A 19,186-nucleotide genomic window follows, 5' to 3' on the forward strand; every position below is an offset into this window, starting at 1 on the left:
AATCCCGAATCCCGAATCAAGGCCTGCGCCAGGCCTCGACAATACGAACGTACTCGCCGCTGGCCTTGCTCAGGTGCAGCCACTGGTCTACATAGGCTTTCCATGCGGTGTCATCGCGTGGCAGCAGGAAGGCTTTTTCGCTGTATTGCAGCGGCTGCTCGGGTGCGATGGCACATAGGCCAGGCAGGCGAGCCTGCTGGTACACAGCCTCGGACGCGTCGGTGATCATGACATCGGCGCGTCGCTCCAGCAGCTCCTGAAAGATGGTGGTGTTGTCGGCAAACAGCCGCAGCTGCGCGCGCGGCAATTCGCGCCGTGCGAAGGCTTCGTTGGTGCCGCCCGGCGGTTCTATCACGCGCACTTCGGGGCGATTGAGCTGGGCAACGCTGCGATAGCGTGCCTGGTCGGCGCAGCGCACTAGCGGGATCTTGCCGTCCACATCCAGCACCGCGCTGAAGCTGGCCTGGCGTTGCCGTTGCAAGGTCACCGAAATACCGCCAACGGCAATCTCGCACCGGTCGGCCAGCAGGTCGGGCAGCAGCTGCGGCCAGCTGGTGCGCACAAAACTGGTCCGCACGCCGAGACTATCGGCCAGCGATTGCGCCAGCGCGATATCGCTGCCTTCAAAGCTGCCGTCGGCGCGCAACAACGTATAGGGGCGATAGTCGCCGGTGGTGCATACACGCAAGACGCCAGCGTGCAGCACCGCATCCAGCCGAGACGCCGGCGTGGCAGCGTGCGCGGTACCACAGGTCAGCAGAAGTGCGAGCAGGATGCGACAGAGCATGGCATGGTCTCGGGGATGAGGACGCATGATAGCGATGGTCGGGCGGGCGGCGCTGGACCGTTGCGATGTCGCCGGTGGCAGGCGGTGCCCCCGTGCCGGTGCGCTGCGTGCTGTCGGTCACAGCGGTGTTGACATGGACGATAGGCGGCGCGGTGCTCCGTGCGCCACGCGTGGCCGCCGCACCTCGTCGCCGAGCGACGTCAACATGGCGTTACGGCTCCCGCCGTCCGGCTCACAACCCGGTAGCGCCCTCCGGCCTAGCGTCGCCGCATTACCCGAACGCACGGACTCAGTCATGCACCTTACCTCTCGCATTGCACGCCCCATGACCAGCTTTGCTGCAGCCATGTCGGTCCATGGCACCCCGGATCCGGATACGAACGGCGACGAGATCCCCGTCGAGGAGGCGCCGCAACAAGGCGGCCTGCGCGAGGAGGTGGGCAATCTCGACGAGGAAGACGATCAGGCCTTGCCGGGGCGTGTCGGCGGTGGTCTTGCCGGCGGGTGAGGGCGTGATGGCAAGTTGCGCAGTCGTGCTGTTCGCATGAGGCGAGCGAGCTGCGTCCTGTGTGGAGACGACTGCCGCACTTACAACGTTGTCTGCGACGCAGCTGGCTCAAGGAGCGTTGCCTGGAGGAGACGTCGAGAGCGAGACGGATGTCTTCGGGCAACGATGAACATGTCGAGGCTTCGCGCCTTGTTCTTACTCCAACCCCACTTGGCTACTCCAATCCCGCTCGGCGTCCAGGCCAGCGCTAGCGGCGCGGGCGGCGCAGGGCTTGCGAGTCGAAGGGTGCAAACAACGCCCCTCGCGTCGACAGGAGAGGGGTGTTGATCGTTTCGCCTAGCGTAGACCGCGTTGAGTTCCTCGCTTGCGCGTGACCGATGTGCCAGCGACGCATTACGCCACTGCGAATCCCGAATCACGGAAACTGCACACTGCCAGGCTGGAAATACGCAGGGTGGCTGCCGTCTTCGTAGAGTGCCGGAATCGTGTCCAGGATCGCCTTGCCGCGGATATCGGTGATGCGGATGGACAGCGGTTGGTTGCCCAGTTGTTCGCCGAGGAAATGGTTGTAATCCATCTTCTGCAGGCTCTTCCAGGTGGTGCCTTGTTTCACTTCGAACTTGACCACCGGGTAGGCATGGTTGCGCACCTGGATCGCGGCCCACCAGCGTGAGCTGCCCTCCTTGATGCGGTACTGCACATTGCCGGTGACCGGTGCGCGCACAACCTTCCAGCTGATCGGGATGCGCCCGTCCACCATGTTGCCGATCGCCGCGAACGCGTTATGCGACAGGTCCAGACCACCGGACGCGCCTTCTGGATACAGGTCGGTGACATACACGGTGGTCTTGCCTTTGGGGCCGGTCACTTCCAGATAGGCGCCAGCCAGTGCGGCCTTGACCCCGCCGAAGTTCAGCTGCGTCGGGTTGAGTGCGGTGATAAACGCGGTGCTCGGGATCGGATCCAGCAGCAGCGCACCGCCGGAATATCCGGAGCCGGTATACGTCGCGGTGCCGGTGAAGGTGCTGTCCCAGGTCGTGGCCTTGCTGACGTCCTTTACACCAGCACTTTTTGCAGATGCGGCGACAAAGGCTGGCGGCGCGATGCCCCAGGCCTGGTGCAGCACCTGCAACTTGTCAGCGCGCGGGCTGCCGTCTGGCGCCAGCAGGCCGCCGTTGTTGGCATTGCCCACCTCCCAGCTGCCGAGAACCGCGCTGCGCAATCCGGTGTTGGCAAGATAGGCGCTCAGTGCGGTTTGCCATGCCGGGTCGCGCGGATCGCCATCGCCCAGACCGCCGCCAATGCTGACCGGGACCACGGCGTGGTCGCGCGCAAATTGTCCGAAGTCGCGTTGCCAGGTGGCAGGCAACCGCTGCGCAAAGTCCGGCGCTGCAAACGCGTCGACCGTGTCGCGATCCGGGCCGGCAAGCTTCGGCATCAACACCAGATGTCGCGCTGCGATACATAGCGGCACGCAGACCAGCGGCTGCAGATTGCTGCCAGCGGCCTTGCGTGCAGGGTCGCTGCACACCACGTTGCCGCCTACGCCTTCCACGCCCACCACCCAGCGTGGTGCCTGGGCAAGCACGCTGGCGGCCGCGCGCGATGCGATGCGATTCCAGTCCGCCTCCGCGGCATTTCCTGCCCAACTGGCATTGCGATAACCGCTGCTGCCAAGATCGATGCCGATGACACCGGTGGTGTCGCGGTAGCGATGTGCAAGGCCGGTCAGACCGCGCATCCATGTCTGCTGCTGCGTGCCCAGTTGCGGTGCACTGTCATCGCAGCGGCCATCGGCAAATGCGAATATCACCTGCAGCCCGCGTCCGGTGGCGGCACGCACCACCGCATCGAGCAACCGCGATGCATCCAGCCCGCGCAATGCCGGGTCGCCGGCAACCTCTGCCGCCGCCACTGGTCTGGCCTGCAGCGCCGCTGCGCACACCGGCACACGCACGGTATTGATATCGGCAGCCTGCATCTGATCCAGAACCTGCGTCAGCGTGCTGTCGCGCAAACCGGCAGCGGCCAGCGCAGTGCGATCAAAGCCGGGCCAGGTTACCCCGCGGATTTGCAGCGCCTGGCCTTGCGCATCGACGAGTCGGCCCTGCGGATCGACTTGCACCGCCGGTGCGGTCACGGGGGCGAGCAACGCGAGGGCGAGCAATAGATGGGTGCGCGATTGCATGGAAGTCTCCTGGGTGGCGGCTACGCAGCAGACCAGCTATTGCCGCATGCGGTCCGTGCGCGCAGTCAAGGAAGCGGGCGGGAGTGTGCGCAGCACCGTAAGCAGACTGCCGCACTGGAATGGGGATCGCTGTTTGTGCGAGATGCCGCACGAATGTCATATGGCTCGGCATAGTCGTCCCGGATGGCGAGTGTGCGGCTGGCTGCTGGTCGGTGCATGACAACCACACGCTGCACTGTGTGGACGACAGTCCGTGGACAGATGGACGGGCAGCGCATTGCAGTCGCGGCGCACTTCAATGCAATGGACGCCATGCATGCTTGGATCGCAGCGTGCCGCCGACAAGTGCCACGCAGCAGACCTGACCTACCGATGCACTCGCAGATGGCCAGCGGCCGGTGGCTGCGTGACGGCGACGATCAACGCACCATGTTGGGGCGGGTACTCCCCTGCTGTGGCGACTTCGGTCGTGCGAACGGCAGCTGCATCAAACGCTGGTGCCGGCGGGCGCGATCTCGTATTTTTGACGGCTTGTTCACTTGCCGGTGCCGTGCCAATGTCCGATCCGTCCGCACCCGATCAGTTGCAACGCAGCTTGTCCAATCGCCACCTGCAGTTGATCGCGATCGGTGGGGCGATCGGTACCGGCTTGTTCATGGGCTCAGGCAAGACGATCAGTCTGGCCGGGCCGTCGATCCTGTTCGTCTACCTGATCATCGGCGCGATGCTGTTCTTCGTGATGCGCGCGATGGGCGAGCTGCTGCTGTCCAACCTGGACTACAAGTCGTTCATCGATTTCTCCACCGACCTGCTCGGGCCGTGGGCCGGGTTCTTCTGCGGATGGACGTACTGGTTCTGCTGGATCATCACTGCCATCGCCGATGTGATCGCCATTGCCGCGTATGCGCAATTCTGGTTTCCGGGCCTGGCACCGTGGATTCCGGCGATTCTGTGCGTGCTGTTGCTGCTGGCATTGAATCTGGTGACGGTGAAACTGTTCGGCGAGATGGAGTTCTGGTTTGCGCTGATTAAGATCATCGCCATCTGCGCGTTGATCGTCACCGGCGCCGGACTGGTGGCCTGGGGTTTCCGTTCGCCGTCGGGCAATGTGGCCTCACTGAGCAATCTGTGGAACGACGGCGGCATGTTCCCGATGGGCATCGGTGGCTTTTTTGCCGGTTTCCAGATCGCGGTGTTCGCCTTCGTCGGTATCGAGCTGGTGGGCACCACCGCCGCAGAAACCGCCGACCCGCGCCGCAATCTGCCCAAGGCGATCAACTCGATTCCGGTCCGCATTTTGATTTTCTATGTGCTGGCGCTGGTGGCGATCATGGCGGTCACGCCGTGGCGGCAGGTGGTGGCCGACAAGAGCCCGTTCGTGGAGTTGTTCGTGCTGGCCGGCGTGCCGGCGGCAGCGAGCCTGATCAACTTCGTGGTGTTGACCTCGGCCACCTCGTCGGCAAACAGTGGCATCTTTTCCACCAGCCGCATGCTCTATGGTCTTGCCGAAGAACGGCATGCGCCGAAGGGGTTCGCAACACTCTCGCGCGCTGCGGTACCGGCACGCGGCCTGCTCTTTTCCTGCGTGTGCCTGCTGCTGGGCGCGATGCTGGTGTACCTGATTCCCAACCTGGTCACTGCGTTTACGCTGGTCACGACGTTGTCGGCGGTGCTCTTCATGTTCGTGTGGTCGCTGATCCTGTGCGCCTACATCGCGTACCGGCGCAAGCGTCCGGAGCAGCATGCCGCTTCGGCATTCAAGATGCCTGGCGGCGTACTGATGTGCTACGTGTGCCTGGCGTTCTTCGCCTTCGTTCTGGTGCTGCTGACCCTGCAGGCGGACACGCGCCAGGCCTTGCTGGCCAGCCCGGTGTGGTTCCTGATCCTGGCGATCGGCTATGCGGTGAAGCAGCGGCAGATCCGTGCCTGAGCGGTCGGCGTGGCAGTGCCGGCACGGCGTGACCCGCCGGCATGACCGGCGCGGTACTGCACTGCCGGTCCTTACATCGCCATGTGCGCCGCCGCTTTAGTTGGGCTTGCTCGACGAGTGCTGCAACGCAGGCTCCGCAAGGGCGGACGATGTGTTTGCGGCTGCACATCGCCGCGATGAAGGCCACTGTCAGCTGAGCGTGCTGGTGCATTGGCGTTGACGCCGATGAGATGGGGCCGGATGCTCGCGGCCATCCACCGCCACGGCCTGCCGCATGATCACGATCCACCCGATTGCCGGAACCCATCACGCACAGGGGTACTGGGTCGACCTGTGCCAGCCGACCCCGCAGGAGTTGGACGACACCGCCAAGCGGGTGGGGTTTGCGCTGCCCGATCGTGCCGCCATCGGAGAGATCGAATTCAGTAGCCGGGTGCGCCGCCAGGGCGATGTGCTGTTCCTCAACGTGCCGCGCTTTCAGGACGACGATGGTCCGACCGCGCCGCTGGGCTTTGCGCTATCGCCGAGCATGCTGGTGACCCAGCGCGAGCAGCGCATCGGCTCGTTCGACGCCTTGGTCGCGCGGCTGGAGCACGAGCCCTGCCACAGTTCCGACGACTTGTTGCTGCGCATGTTCGATCAACTTGTCGGGCGCCTGGCAGACCGGCTGGAGGCGCTCGAAGCCCAGGTCACCGAAACCACCCAGCAGGTGTTCGACAAGCCGCACAAAACCCGTGACCTGGAGCGCATGCTGCATCAGGTCGGCGGCATGGGCCGCCAGCTGGGCGGGCTGCACAATGCAGGGCAGGGCATGCTGCGCCTGATCACCTATCTGGATGGCGCTGCCCCGGACTGGTTCGCCGCCGATGCGGCCAAGCGTATCGGAATGCTGCACAAGGACCTGACCACCCTGAGCGAATTCCAGCAGCACATGGACGACCGCATCGAGTTCCTGCTCGACAGCGTGCTGGGGATGATCAACATGGACCAGAACAACGTGATGAAGGTGATGGCGGTGGCCTCGGTGGTCGGCATCCCGCCCACCGTGCTGGTCGGCATCTGGGGTATGAACTTCGCCTACATGCCCGAACTGAAGGGGCACGACAACTATTTCTGGGCGCTGGGCGTCATCGCGCTGAGCGTGGTGATTCCGCTGGCATGGTTCCGCAAGCGCGGCTGGGTGTGATCCATGAGAACCGTAGGGGCGCACCCGGGCGCGATATGGCGTTACCGGTAAGGTCCTCGCGCCCAAGGGCGCTCCTACAACGTGCCGCCAGCGCAATCATCTGATGCGCACGATGTCGCGACCACGCACTGCCAAGCCAGTGCAGCTCGGAAGCTGTGCAGCCCGCAGCAGAACGCAGGAAAACGTAGGAGCGCCCTCGGGCGCGATGTGGCGTTACCGGTAAGGCCCTCGCGCCCGGGGGCGCTCCTACGACATGCCGTGCGCAATCATCTGATGCGCACGATGTCGCGACCACGCACTGCCAGGCCAGTGCAGCTAGGAAGCCGTGCAGCCCGCAGCAAAATGCAGGAAACCGTAGGAGCGCACCTGGGCGCGATGTGGCGTTACCGGTAAAGCCACATCGCGCCCGGGGGCGCTCCTACAGGGTGGGCCGGGATGTGCCGCTGTCACTGCGCACCGCGTCGTGACTGGAAAACCGCCTAGCTGCGTAGCGTGTGATGCGCATTGTCTAGTGCTGCCGGGTGGCCTGAATCAGCCCTTGGCCTGGAAACTGGCTTCTTCGTACGGCTGCACCACCACCCAGCCTTCGCCGGCGAAGCGCATCTGCAGGCTTTCGCCCGAGCCGCGGCCAAACAGCGTGCCGATCGACACGTCGGTCACCAGCTCCGGGGTCAGCGTGCCCGACCAGGCCACGGTGGCGTTGGGGTCGGTGAACACCGGGCCGCTGGCGGCGGTGACCGGCAGGGTCAGCGGCTCATAGTGCGAGGTGATCGCCACGATGCCGTGGCCGCTCAGGCGCACGTTGAACAGGCCGCCGGACAGCATGCCGGCCACTTTGCGCATCATCGTGATCTTGTGTTCGACACCGGACTCGAACGCCAGCACATCGTTGCCGTTGACGAAGATCGCCTCGCCATTCAAACGCAGCAGCGTGACCAGCTTGCCGAGGTCGGCCAGATATACACGGCCCTGGCCTTCGGCCTTCATCAGCTGCATGCCTTCGCCGCTGACGGCCTTCTTCAGCAGGTTGCCCAGGCCCTGTTCCAGCAGACCCTCGCGGGTGAACTTGACGTTGCCGGTGCGCGCGACCATGGCGCCGGCCTTGGACCACACCATGCCGTCCAGGCGCACTTCCAGCAGATGCGGGTTTTCCAGCTCGAACGGATCCGGGCTGAGGTCCTTTTCCTTGGAGTGGGCAAGAAATTCGTTGAGCGAGCGTACGGCCATGCGTTCCATCCTGGAGTGAAAGAGTGCGCATGATACGCGGCCTGGATGTCGGCATCCCTCGCCTGCGCACGCAGGAGCTTGCGCTTGCCGCAGCTCGACGCGGCGTTGCACGCGGCGTCTCAATGCCACACCCAACTTCGCACGTTGCCGAACGCGTTTAAAGTGCGGTTCCTCTCAACAGACGCGACTTGCATGGCAACACGACCCAAGCTGTGGATCTGTGCGGTGCTGGTGGCCACCGCAACCGCGTTGCTGGCGACATGGTGGTGGTGGGTGCCGGCGCCAAGGGCCTTGCCGCAGGCGCAGGGCCCGGCTGCGACGCCATTGGGATGGCGGGCGCAGTTGCAGTGGGTGGCCGGCAACGGTGTGCGTGGCGCGCAGGATGGCCGCGCGACCGAGGCGCAGTTTGCCGACCCCTACGGCCTGGCGATCGACGCGGATGGCGCGCTGTACATCGCCGACGGCGGCGACAACAACCGCATCCGCGCCATGCTTCCCGACGGCAGCGTGCAGACGCTCGCGGGCGGGCGCGAAGGTTTTGCCGATGGCACGGGCGCGGCCGCGGCGTTCGATACGCCATCGGGGATCGCCTTCGACACGGCCGGCAATCTGTATATCGCCGACACCGGCAACCATGCGATCCGCAAGCGCACACCACAAGGCGTAGTGACCACGCTGGCCGGCGACGGCCGTGCCGGGTTTCGCGATGGTGCCCCGGCGCAGGCACGTTTCAATGGGCCGATGGGCGTGGCGGTGGATGCGCAGGGGCGCGTGTATGTCGCCGATACCTACAACGATCGCATCCGCGTGATCGCGCCCGATGGACAGGTCCGCACCCTGGCCGGCGGCGCCTTGCCCGGCATGGCCGATGGCGTCGGCGATCAGGCGCGCCTGGATACGCCGACCGACCTTGAGGTGGATGCGCACGGTGTGGTGTGGGTGGCCGACATGCGTAACGACGCGATCCGCCGTATTGCCCCCGATGGCAGCGTCAGTACCTTGGTCGGTGGCGATCCTGCCGACCTCAGTCCGCTGCTGTATCGGCCGATGGCGCTCGCCATCACGCATGACGGCGTGCTGTACGTGGGCGATGCAAGCGGGCGCGTGCTGCAGGTGACGCGTGCCGGGCATGTGGTGACGATGAGCGGCGAGGACGTGATGCAACGCCTGTCGCGCCCGGCGGGGATGGCGGTGGATGCGCAGGGCGTGGTGTACGTCAGCGACGCGGGCAGCGCGCGCGTGCATCGGTTGGTGCCGGCAACTGCGGCCAACGCGGATGCCGCGCCCGTGGTCGGGCCGGCCGATGCGCAGCCCTTGCCCGTCACCCAGGGCCGCTGGCCGTTACAGCCGCAGACCGGCTGGCATGAAGTGGTGGGCACGCTCGGCGAGGTGCGCGGCAACTACCAGGGAGTCAGTCGCGATCATCTGCATGCGGGCCTGGATATCCGCGGCGACGTCGGCCAGACGGTCGTTGCGGTTGCCGATGCCAAGGTGTCCAGTCCCAACGCCAGTTGGGGGCTGGGGCAATTGAGCGAAGGTCTGGCACTGGATACGATCGGCTACATCCATCTGCGCGTGGGCCGTACCGCGCAAGGCAAGCCGCTGGATCCGGAACGCTTTCATCTGCTGGCTGACGCCGACGGCAAACCCGAGCGTATGCGCGTACTGCGCGGTACGCGATTTCGTGCCGGCGATGCACTGGGCACGCTCAATGGCATGGCGCATGTGCATCTGACTGTTGGTGCCAACGGCTTCGAGCGCAATGCGGTGCAGCTGGGGTTTGTCGGCTACGCGGATCATGTGGCGCCGCATATCGACAAGCTGAGTCTGCTCGATGCTGCGGGACAGCCATTGCCGGTGACCAACGGCGTGGTGCAGGTGCCGCGCGCGGCGGGGGTGCAGATCGTGGTCGAGGCGTGGGACCAGGTGGATCGCAATTTGCCGCGTCGTCGTCTGGGGCTGTACGCGCTCGGTTATCAGGTGCTGGATGCGCAGGGCACGCCGCTGGCCGGCGAAGCGGAGCCGCGCATGACGATCGTGTTCGACCGCATGCCCAGCGACCCGGATGCCGTCTTGACCGCCTACGCGCCCGATAGCGGTATCACCGTGCATGGCAGCGCGGTGACGCGGTTCCGCTACATGGTCGGCAACACGGTGCGCGATGGCCGTCTTGGCAGCGGGCAGTGGCAAGCCGGTGCGCTGCCGCCGGGCGACTACGTCCTGCGCATTACCGCGCGCGATTACAGCGGCAATACGGCGACCGCCAATCGGGATCTGCGCGTGCGGGTGGAATGACGCATAGGGCCTTGCGTTGATGACGAGGCAGCGCATCGGTGACACATGCGTGGCGCAGGCCGCTGTGCACGACGATCGCTGCGATCGGGATTGGATCCACATGCGCATGCCCGGCACTCAGCTGCATCGCACGCTCCGCGTTGAAGGTGCGTCGCAAAACACGCTGCCAGGTTGCCTGCGCCGTGCTTCTGAGATCAGCGTCGGATTCGTGGCATTGCCGCTTGGCTAGATTGGTCCTGCAGAAAACGTCTTTACGTTGTTCAAGGAGTGGGCCGATGCGCGTTGTTCGTGGCAGTGGAGTGGATGGGGGCTGGTCTGGAATGTCGCTGCGTGGCGGCGCAACCGCGTCACTGTTGACCCTGGCCGCTGTTGCGACCGGCTTGCACAGCGCACCCGTGCAGGCGGCAGTGGGGCCGGGTGTGGTGAGCGGCGACACCATCGTGCACGATCCGTCGATGCTCAAGTTGAGCGATGGGCGTTACTACATCTATGCCACCACCGGCGTGGTCACCAGTACCGACCGGACCAAGTTCAGCAATGCGGGTGCGATCTTCAGCAGCATGCCGAGCTGGGTGCGCAGCTACAACCCGGACAACCAGCTGTGGGCGCCGGATGTGTCCTTCCACGGCGGCAAGTACCTGATGCATTACACCGCCTCCAAGTTCGCCACCAACACCTCGGCGATTGCGCTTGCCAGCAGCAGCACCGGCAAGCCTGGCTCGTGGAAGGATCAAGGCATCGTCTACACCTCCAAAAGCAGCGACGACTACAACGCCATCGACGGCAATCTGGTAGTGGACGGTAACGGCAAGTGGTGGCTGGCGTTCGGCTCGTTCTGGTCGGGCATCAAGCTGATCCAGCTCGATCCGGGCACCGGCAAGCAGCTGTCCGGCAACACGACGCGCTACAGCCTGGCGAGCCGGCCGTCCCCGGGCGCGGTGGAGGCACCGTTCATCCAGCAGGCCAATGGCTGGTACTACCTGTTCGTGTCGTTCGATGCGTGCTGCAAGGGCGCCAGCAGCACCTACAAGATCGCGGTGGGGCGTGCGCGCTCGGTGACCGGGCCGTATCTGGATCGCGCCGGTGTGGACATGCGCAACGGCGGCGGCACGGTGATCCAGTCCGGCTTGGGCAGCATGCATGGGCCAGGCGGGCAATCGGTGTTCCGCGATGGCGACGGCGACATCCTGGTCTACCACTACTACGACGACCGCGGCGACGCGCGCCTGGGCATCAATCGGCTGGGGTATGACGGCAGTGCATGGCCGGTGGTGCAGTAGCAGCGATCAATGGGGCACGCTGCTGCTCCCTGCAATGGCGCAGCGATCGGGCGATGCGTGTTGCCGTGATCTGCCGGCGCTGCCGACTGCCGAAACTACGCTGCCGCCAGCGCCGCCGAGCAATGCCCGGCATCCGCTGACGCACGCTCAGCGCGTGGCCGCTTCGGGCTTGCGCACGCGTTTGGCCGGCGCCGCCTGGGTCGCTGAGTCCGGATACAGATTCAACAGCATCAAGGTCACGCCATTGGTCCAGCCAAAGCCGTCCTGCAAGGCGTATTCGCCGCCGCCGCCACCGGCCGCATCGGCATCCAGGCCGTATTTTTCGACCAGCTTGTGCTCGCGCGCGAACAGCGCCTGCACCTGGGTGAGGAAACGTTCGCCGATGGTGCGCGCCAGTGCGTCTTCGCCGTAGCGACGCAAGCCGTCCACCGCCACCCACTGCAGCGGCGCCCAGCCATTGGGCTCGTCCCATTGCTGGCCGGTCTTCACCGCGGTGGTGGCCAGGCCCCCGGGGCGCAGCAGACGCGCGCGCACCACGGTGGCGGTGCGCTTGGCATGGGCATCCGACGCCAGGCCTGCGAACAGCGGATACAACGCAGCGGCGGTGACCTGGTCGCTGAGCGTGCGGTTCTGCCAGTCGTAGTCGGCGTAGTAGCCGGCGGCGTTCCACAGATGCGCCTCGATGGCCTGCTTGCGTTGCTGCGCCAGTGCGGCGTAATCGAGCGTGCACTCGGCGCCCGGCTGCGTACACGCCTGCGCCAGGGTGCGCTCCAGGTGATACAGCAGGCTGTTGAGATCGATCGGGATGATGGCGGTGGTGCGGATGGTGCGCAGGTTCTGCCCATCGGCCAACCAGCGGCTGGTGTAGTCCCAGCCGCTCTCGGCACCGGCGCGCAGGTCGCGGTAAACCTCGGTGGCGGGACGGTCCTTTACTTCGGCTGCGGTGCGGGTGTCGTGCAGCCAGGCCTCCGGACGCGGCGTGTCGCGCTCGTCCCAATAGCGGTTGAGCACGCTGCCATCGGCCAGGCGCACCACATGGCGCGCGGCTTCGCCGGGCTGGAGCCCGTCGCTGCCCTGCATCCAGTACGCGTATTCCTTTTGCAGCTGCGGCAGATACCGCTGATAGACCGCCTCGCCTTCCACACCGGCCTGCAGTTCCACCATGTAGGAGAAGAACGGCGGCTGCGAACGGCTGAGGTAGTAGCTGCGGTTACCGTTGGGGATATGCCCGTAGGTATCGATCAGGTAGGCGAAGTTGTCCAGCATCTGACGGCTGAGCGTGGTCTCGCCGCTCTTCACTAGGCCGAGCATGGTGAAGTAGGAATCCCAGTAGTACACCTCGCGGAAGCGCCCGCCCGGCACCACGTACGGGTGCGGCAGCGCCAGCAGGCTGCTGTGCGGTGGCACGTGGGTCTGGCTGCGCACCAGCTTCGGCCACAACAGGTCGATGTGTTCGCGCAGCGCCGTGTCCTGGCGGATGGCGTCGGTCTGCACCGGCGGCGATTCTTCGAAATTGGCATCCACGAACTTGCGCAGATCGAAGCCCGGGTGATCGTGCTGCGCCAGATAGTCGGCATTGATCAGGGCCGGGTCGCGCAGCGGCAGGAAGTCGACGAAATGCTTCTGGTCGTCGAACAGCTCGCCGCTCTGCACGGCCTGGAACAGTTCCGGGTAGGCCACATCGGGCGTCGGCGGCGTGGACGCAGGCGCATTGACGACCGGAGTGTCCATCGGCGCGGCAGTCAGCGTGCACGGCGCGACGAACATGCTCAGCGACAGGCCAAGCAGCGACGTGCAGCACGGGGGCGCGGCAGAACTCATGGCATCTCCAGAACGGGCAGTGGCGTCAGGCATGGTAAACGACCGAAGTGGCAGGCGGGACCGCGTGCGCTGCCGCAACGCCGGCAGACTTCGCGCAGTGACAACGGGATTCAGCAAGGTGATCCGGCGCGCCGCCGCAACGTGCGCCAATCCAGGCGTATCGGCGCCGATCCAGTCAGCTTGAGCGGCGCGACGGCGCACTGAGTCCAATGCCATCGCTGCAAGAAGTGCGCCAGCGCACGGCAGGCAAGCGGCAAACGCGCATAGCCGAGGTCGACGACATGCCCGCGGATGATGGCCCTGCGCGCGCGCAGGTGCCGACGTCGGCTTGTCAGCGTCAGTGCCAGGCCCGGGACTGCCCGGCCGATCATCGGGCACCGGCCAGCGCGCACCGTGGCCGCGCGATGGGTGATCGGTAGAGCCGGGGCCTGCGCTCAATGTGAATGGCGACTGGTCCCTGTCGAGCAGACAACGAATTTCAAACGCGCGTAAACGCCGCGACCGCTAGATTTGCGCGCTCCGCACCGGGGTTGGTGGTGCGGTGCCCGTCTCTTACCTTATCGGTCTCCCGCATTGTGATCACCCGCAGGAAGGAAGCGCTTGTCGCGCATGTTGCTGCAGCCGCATGCACGGGCGCCATCCTGTTTTTTCTTGCGTGCCTGTTGCTGTACATGCCGGCTCCGCGTCTGGCCGTGCAGCAGGATGAAAGCCTGCTGGTGTATTTCCTGCCGCGTCCGCAGGTGACGCCGCCGGCGCCGCCGGTCCAGCCGCCGCCGCAGGAGCAGCCCAGGCGGCAACAACGCGCCAGCGCCGCTTCCGCATCGGCCGCCCGTCGTGCGCCACCGCCCACGCGCACCCCGCCGCCGCAGCGTCAGGTCGCGGCCGCCAACGCACCGGCCGATGCATCGATGGCAGCGCAGCTGTATACCCGCGAGGGCCGTCTGCGCATGCCACTCGACACCAAGGTGGACCCGATGGCGCAAGGCGGCGCAGTGCCGCCGGGGATGACCGACGCGCGCGCGCAGGCCAAGGCGCGCAACGTGATGGAGCGGGTCAACCCGGTGCAGTACCAGGACACGCGCTTTGCCAAGGATTGGAAGAGCGACGGCACGCTGGGCGACGTGGCGATGCAGGAAATGAATCGCGGCATGAAGAAGTTCAACGACATGCTCAACGGGCCGCAGACGCAGGTGGCCAAGGCACGCCCGCCGCCGGACGTGCGCTTCAATCCTGCGCTGGCCGCAAATCAGGCCGACATGGGCAGCGAAGCCACCGGCGATGCGTACAAGGCCGCGCCGATCGCACACGAAACCTTGCCCGACCTCAAGGGCGAAGCCAGCCGCCGCATCCGCGAGGCATTGGCGGCGCTGGAACAACGCAGCGCACGCTGCGATGGGTCCAGGCGCAAGTCGCTGCTGTCGCCGGTCCGCACGCATCTGTCCGACCTGGAGCGCGCCGAACACGCGCTCAACAATGGCGCCGACCCGGTGATGGCTGCACAGCTGTTGCCACGTCAGGCCGACAGTGCCTACGACCTGGCGCGTCGCGCGCTGTGGTATGCCGACCGGCAATTGAAGCAGTGCGCGGTGGGGTAGGTGGGACGTTTGCGCTACGGCGTAAATCCGACGGAACGCTACGGCACTCCGCCGAGCGCTACTGTGAGCCCCTCTCCCGCCCGCGGGAGAGGGGTTGGGGTGAGGGTACTGCTACGGCAGCGAAGCAGCTGCCTAGGCCAGACTCTGCCGGTAGCGATCCTTCTCTGCGCTCAGCGCAATTTCCGCGCGTAAAAAGACCTGGCCGATCGGCTCGTCGGCGCGGGTGGCTTGCGCGTGGCCGAGCAAGACCGTCAGTCCCAGCCCCTGTTGCAGCTGCGCGACGTCGCGCAGCTGCTGCAGCGTGCGGTCGGCATCGGGGCCACGCAGGACGGCGATGAATTCCGCGCTGTCGGTGACCCGGTCGATACTGTTGCCCGGCCCCTGCACGAGTGCGGCGAATGCCTGATCGAGCTGTTGCAAGTTGCGGCCAAGCAGGCGCTCGCTCTGGCGTTCGGCCAATGCGGCCAGTTCTTGCACTTCCAGGATCACCAGCTGGTAGGGCGCCTCGGCAGCCAGCGCGGTCGCGGCGGCAGCCGCGGCCGGCTGCAGGATGGCGGCACGCTCCTGGTGCAGCGCCTCCTGGCGTGCGTCCAGCAGGTGCATGGTGACGCGGGCCAGCGCCTGCAGGCCGGTACGCTGATGTTCGTTGAGCGTGCGCGGTTCGGTATCGAGCACGCACACGGTGCCCAGCGCCACGCCTTCGGGCGTCACCAACGGCATGCCTGCGTAGAAGCGTGCGCCGGTGTCGCCGGTGACCACGGAAATATCGCGGAACCGCGGGTCCTGGGTCAGGTCCGGCACTTCCATCAGCTGGCTCGGGTCGCGAATGGCGTGGTCGCACACCGCCTGGCTGCGGTCGGTCTGTTGCAGCCCCAGGCCAAGTTGGGCCTTGAACCACTGACGGTCGCGGTCCACCAACGACATCAGTGCAATGGGCGTATCGCATAGCGATGCGGCCACCTGCACGATGTCCTGATACGTATCTTCCGGCAGGCTGTCGACGATGCGATACCCATCGAGGACCTGCTGGCGGGAGGCTTCATCTGCCGTCGGCATCTCTTTCATCGGATCAGCCAAACACCTGTCGAGGAGAGCGGCCAACCTTAAAGGACTGGCCGATAACGTGGCGTGGATAGGATAGGCGCCGCCGCTGGAGATCGAAGTGATGCAGCGACGTGCGGGGTGCAATGATGATCGCCTACGGCCCGGCGTGTACTGCTGCAATCGCCAGTCGATGCAACAGGCCGGCAATCGCGCAGCCGTTGTGGCGCGATGCCGGTAGCGGCGCGATCGGACTGCGCACCGCCAATCAGACGATCGAGCACTGGAACAGCCGGCCATCAACTGATCAACCGGATCAACCGGCAAATCTCCCAAACCGTCCCGCACCGGGCAACGCAGCATCGCTGTCCACCCACCCGCCTGTGTCGCGCAGGCGGGCAGGGCATCAGGCGAGTGTCAGCGCTTGACCGGCTTGCCGTCGGCGTCCAGCACCTGCACCTCGCCCAGCTTGAGCGCACGCACCGGGGCCTCGATCTTCTTCAGGTCGCCCACGATCACCCAGGTCATCGCGTCGGGCTTGATGATCTGTGCGATGGCCTTCTGCGCGGCCGGCTGGTCGATCGCTTCCAGGCGCGGCTTGAGCGTCTGCACGTAGTCGTCAGGGCGGTCGAACTGCACGATGCCTTCGATCGCACCGAGCACGGCGGTGGTGGTTTCGTAGCTGCCGGGCAGGGCGCGGATGCTCTGGTTCTTGATCTTTTCGATCTCCTCGCCGGTCAGTGGCTTGTCGCCGACGATGGCGCGGGCCTCCTTGAGGATCTCGTTGGCCGACTCGGCGGTCTTGTCGGTCTGCACCGGTGCGGAGAACAGATACGGCCGCTGGCCCTGCGCATCCATCAGGCGGGTGCCGGCACCGTAGGCCCAGCGCTTGCTCTCGCGCAGGTTCATGTTCAACCGCGAGGTGAAGGTGCCGCCGAAGGCATCGTCGGCCACGCCGATGGCCAGGTTGTCCTGCGTTTTGGTCGACGGTGCGAGCAGGCCCGCCAGGATCACCGACTGCGGCGCATCCGGCCGGTTGATCAGGTACACGCGCGGCTTGGGCTGGGCGGCCACATCGACCAGGTTCTTCTTCGGCAGCGGGCTGGCCGGGGCCTTCCAGTCGCCGAAGGCCGCATCCAGCTGCGGGATGATCTGCGCCAGGGTGGTGTCGCCGGCGACCAGGATGCGCAGGTTGTCCGGGCGCAGCCACTGGCTGTGGAAGGCCTGCAGGTCCTTGGCATCGAGGCTCTTGATCGCTGCCTCGGTGCCGCTGCCGGTGAGCGGGATGCCGTACGGATGCTTGTCGCCGTACAGCAGCGGCGGCAGCGCACGCAGACCCAGGCTGGTGGGCTTGGTCTTTTCCTGCGCGATGCCGGCCAGCCACTGACCACGGATGCGTTCGATGTCCGACGCGTTGAACGCCGGGTTGCGCACGATGTCGGAGAACAAGTGCAGCGACGGCTGCAACTGGTCGTTGAGGGCATTGAGCGAGGCGCTGCAGCTATCCAGATCGCAGCCGACGCCGGTGATCGCCCCCAGGCGCTGCTTGCGCTGGGCCACTTCCACCGAATCCAGCGAGGCGGTGCTCTCGTTCATCAGTGCGGCGCTGAAGCTGGCGGTGCCGAGCTTCTTGCCCTGGTCGGCGGCATAACCGGCGTCGAACAGCAGCTCGACCTGGGTGACCGGGATGGTGTGGCGCTCGGCCAGGATCACCTCGATGCCGTTCTTCAACTTGCCGCGCTGCAGTTTGGGGAAGCTCAGGTCGGGGAACTGGGTGGTCTTGGGCACGCCCTTGTTGCGGTCCACCTTGGAGGCGGCGACGGTGTACTTGCCGGCGGCGGGGAGCTTGGGCGCCGGCTTGCCCGGTTCGGCGGCGCGTGCGACCACTGCCTTGTCTTCGGCAGCCGGGTCGAAATCCTTGCCGGCCGGCAGCACGGTGAGCAGATAGTCGCCCTTGCCGAACCAGGTGGCGGAGGCCTGCCTGACGCTGTCCACGGTGGCGGCCTGGCCGCGCTGCAGGTCTTTCTTGTAGGCGCCCGGGTCGCCGCGATAGACCTGGCCCTCGGCCAGGAGCACCGCCTTGCCGGTGAAGCCGCCGACCTTTTCCAGCCCGCGCACGAAGCCGGCGCGATAGGCCACCTGGGCCCGTTGAAGTTCGTCGGCGGTCGGGCCCTGGGCGATGAATTTCCTGAGCTCTTCGTCGATCACCGCCTCGACCTTGGCCGGGTCCACGCCGTCCTTGACGTCGGCCTGGATCTGCACCTGGCTGGACAGCGCGAACGGCTGCACCGCGGCGGACACGTCATCGACCAGCTTGTCCTGGTAGACCAGACGCTGATACAGCCGCGAGGTCTTGCCGCCGCCCAGCACGGTGGTGGCCAGATCCAGCTGGATCATGTCGTCGGTGCCCAGCTGCGGCGCGGCCCAGGTGCGGTAGATCCGCGGCTGCGAGACATGGTCGTGCTGCACGCCGCGCTTCTGCGCGGCCAGCGGCGTGACCCACGGCTGCTGACGCGCCACCGGCTTGCCGGACGGGATATCGCCAAAGTACTGCGCGGCCTTGGCGCGCGCCTGCGCCACGGTGATGTCGCCGGCCAGCACCAGGGTGGTGTTGGCGGCGCCGTAGTTGTCGTTGAACCACTGTTTGACGTCGCCCAGCGAGGCCGCGTCCAGATCTTCCATCGAGCCGATGGTGTCGTGCTGGTACGGGTGGTTGGCCGGAAACAGGTTGGACAGGATGTTCTGGTCCACGCGGCCATAGGGGCGGTTTTCGCCCTGGCGCTTTTCGTTCTGCACCACGCCGCGCTGGGTGTCGAGTTCTTCCTGGCCGATCGCGCCGAGCAGGTGGCCCATGCGGTCCGATTCCAGCCACAGCGCGGTATCCAGCGCGGTGGTCGGCACCGTTTCGAAATAATTGGTGCGGTCGAACCAGGTGGTGCCGTTCATGTCGGTGGTGCCGACCTGCTCCAGCGGCGCGAAGAAGCTGCCCTTGTTGTTTTCCGAACCGGAGAACATCAGGTGCTCGAACAGGTGGGCAAAGCCGGTCTTGCCGGCCGGCTCGTCACCGGAACCGATGTGGTACCAGATGCTTACCGCCACCACCGGCGCCTTGTGGTCTTCGTGCACCACCACGGTCAGGCCGTTGGGCAGGGTGAAGCGGGTGTAGGCGATGTCGGGGATGGCGCTGTTGTCCGTAGTCTTGGACAGGCTGGCCGGGGCGGCCTGTGCGGCGGGCGGAACGGTACCGGCAGCGGCGCCGAGCACGCCGGCGATCAACAAGGACAACGGACGCAGCATGTGACACTCCAGAGCAGGACAATCGGCCGAG

At 66.0% G+C, this 19,186-nt stretch carries 12 protein-coding genes; 6 read left to right on the forward strand and 6 right to left on the reverse strand.

The features are described from left to right. Positions 1 to 16: 16 nt before the first annotated feature. The gene (locus tag VZ068_RS03660) at positions 17 to 787 is read right to left on the reverse strand and encodes a transporter substrate-binding domain-containing protein (protein ID WP_349656939.1); all 771 of its coding nucleotides are present in this window, start codon (positions 785 to 787) and stop codon (positions 17 to 19) included. Between the two features lie 295 nt (positions 788 to 1,082). On the opposite strand from VZ068_RS03660, the gene VZ068_RS03665 reads away from it, so the two are divergent. After that, complete coding sequence (locus tag VZ068_RS03665) at positions 1,083 to 1,295, forward strand: hypothetical protein (protein WP_349656940.1); 213 nt, start codon at positions 1,083 to 1,085, stop codon at positions 1,293 to 1,295. A gap of 415 nt (positions 1,296 to 1,710) precedes the next feature. Here the strand turns inward: VZ068_RS03665 and VZ068_RS03670 are convergent, their stop codons facing one another. Further along, positions 1,711 to 3,483: an expansin EXLX1 family cellulose-binding protein gene (locus VZ068_RS03670; protein ID WP_349656941.1), complete on the reverse strand. Its 1,773-nt coding sequence runs from the start codon at positions 3,481 to 3,483 to the stop codon at positions 1,711 to 1,713. A gap of 556 nt (positions 3,484 to 4,039) precedes the next feature. On the opposite strand from VZ068_RS03670, the gene cycA reads away from it, so the two are divergent. Beyond that, complete coding sequence (gene cycA / locus VZ068_RS03675; protein ID WP_259155425.1) at positions 4,040 to 5,413, forward strand: D-serine/D-alanine/glycine transporter; 1,374 nt, start codon at positions 4,040 to 4,042, stop codon at positions 5,411 to 5,413. 274 nt (positions 5,414 to 5,687) lie between these two features. Continuing rightward, positions 5,688 to 6,599, forward strand: a complete 912-nt coding sequence (locus VZ068_RS03680) for a CorA family divalent cation transporter (RefSeq protein ID WP_349656942.1) — start codon at positions 5,688 to 5,690, stop codon at positions 6,597 to 6,599. A gap of 531 nt (positions 6,600 to 7,130) precedes the next feature. Here the strand turns inward: VZ068_RS03680 and VZ068_RS03685 are convergent. After that, entirely contained in the window at positions 7,131 to 7,826 is a 696-nt protein-coding gene (locus tag VZ068_RS03685; protein WP_046964488.1) for an AIM24 family protein, read from the reverse strand. A 192-nt stretch (positions 7,827 to 8,018) separates the two neighbouring features. On the opposite strand from VZ068_RS03685, the gene VZ068_RS03690 reads away from it, so the two are divergent. After that, on the forward strand, positions 8,019 to 10,121 hold the full coding sequence (locus tag VZ068_RS03690; RefSeq protein WP_349656943.1) for an NHL repeat-containing protein: 2,103 nt from the start codon (positions 8,019 to 8,021) through the stop codon (positions 10,119 to 10,121). Positions 10,122 to 10,396: 275 nt separating this feature from the next. Beyond that, positions 10,397 to 11,401 carry an arabinan endo-1,5-alpha-L-arabinosidase gene (locus VZ068_RS03695; RefSeq protein WP_349656944.1) on the forward strand — a complete coding sequence of 335 codons (1,005 nt, stop codon included), beginning with the start codon at positions 10,397 to 10,399 and terminating at the stop codon, positions 11,399 to 11,401. 147 nt (positions 11,402 to 11,548) lie between these two features. Here the strand turns inward: VZ068_RS03695 and treA are convergent, their stop codons facing one another. After that, entirely contained in the window at positions 11,549 to 13,222 is a 1,674-nt protein-coding gene (gene treA / locus VZ068_RS03700) for an alpha,alpha-trehalase TreA (RefSeq protein ID WP_349656945.1), read from the reverse strand. A gap of 575 nt (positions 13,223 to 13,797) precedes the next feature. On the opposite strand from treA, the gene VZ068_RS03705 reads away from it, so the two are divergent. Further along, a complete protein-coding gene (locus tag VZ068_RS03705) occupies positions 13,798 to 14,817 on the forward strand; it encodes a hypothetical protein (RefSeq protein WP_349656946.1) in 1,020 nt (339 codons plus the stop codon). 132 nt (positions 14,818 to 14,949) lie between these two features. Here VZ068_RS03705 and VZ068_RS03710 read toward each other — a convergent pair whose 3' ends face one another. After that, entirely contained in the window at positions 14,950 to 15,918 is a 969-nt protein-coding gene (locus VZ068_RS03710; protein ID WP_326521151.1) for a GAF domain-containing protein, read from the reverse strand. A gap of 357 nt (positions 15,919 to 16,275) precedes the next feature. Next, on the reverse strand, positions 16,276 to 19,155 hold the full coding sequence (locus tag VZ068_RS03715) for a pitrilysin family protein (RefSeq protein WP_349656947.1): 2,880 nt from the start codon (positions 19,153 to 19,155) through the stop codon (positions 16,276 to 16,278). Positions 19,156 to 19,186 lie beyond the last annotated feature (31 nt).

It is taken from the genome of Xanthomonas sp. 10-10 (assembly GCF_040182365.1).
In the GTDB taxonomy this organism is placed as follows: Bacteria; Pseudomonadota; Gammaproteobacteria; order Xanthomonadales; family Xanthomonadaceae; genus Xanthomonas; species Xanthomonas arboricola_F.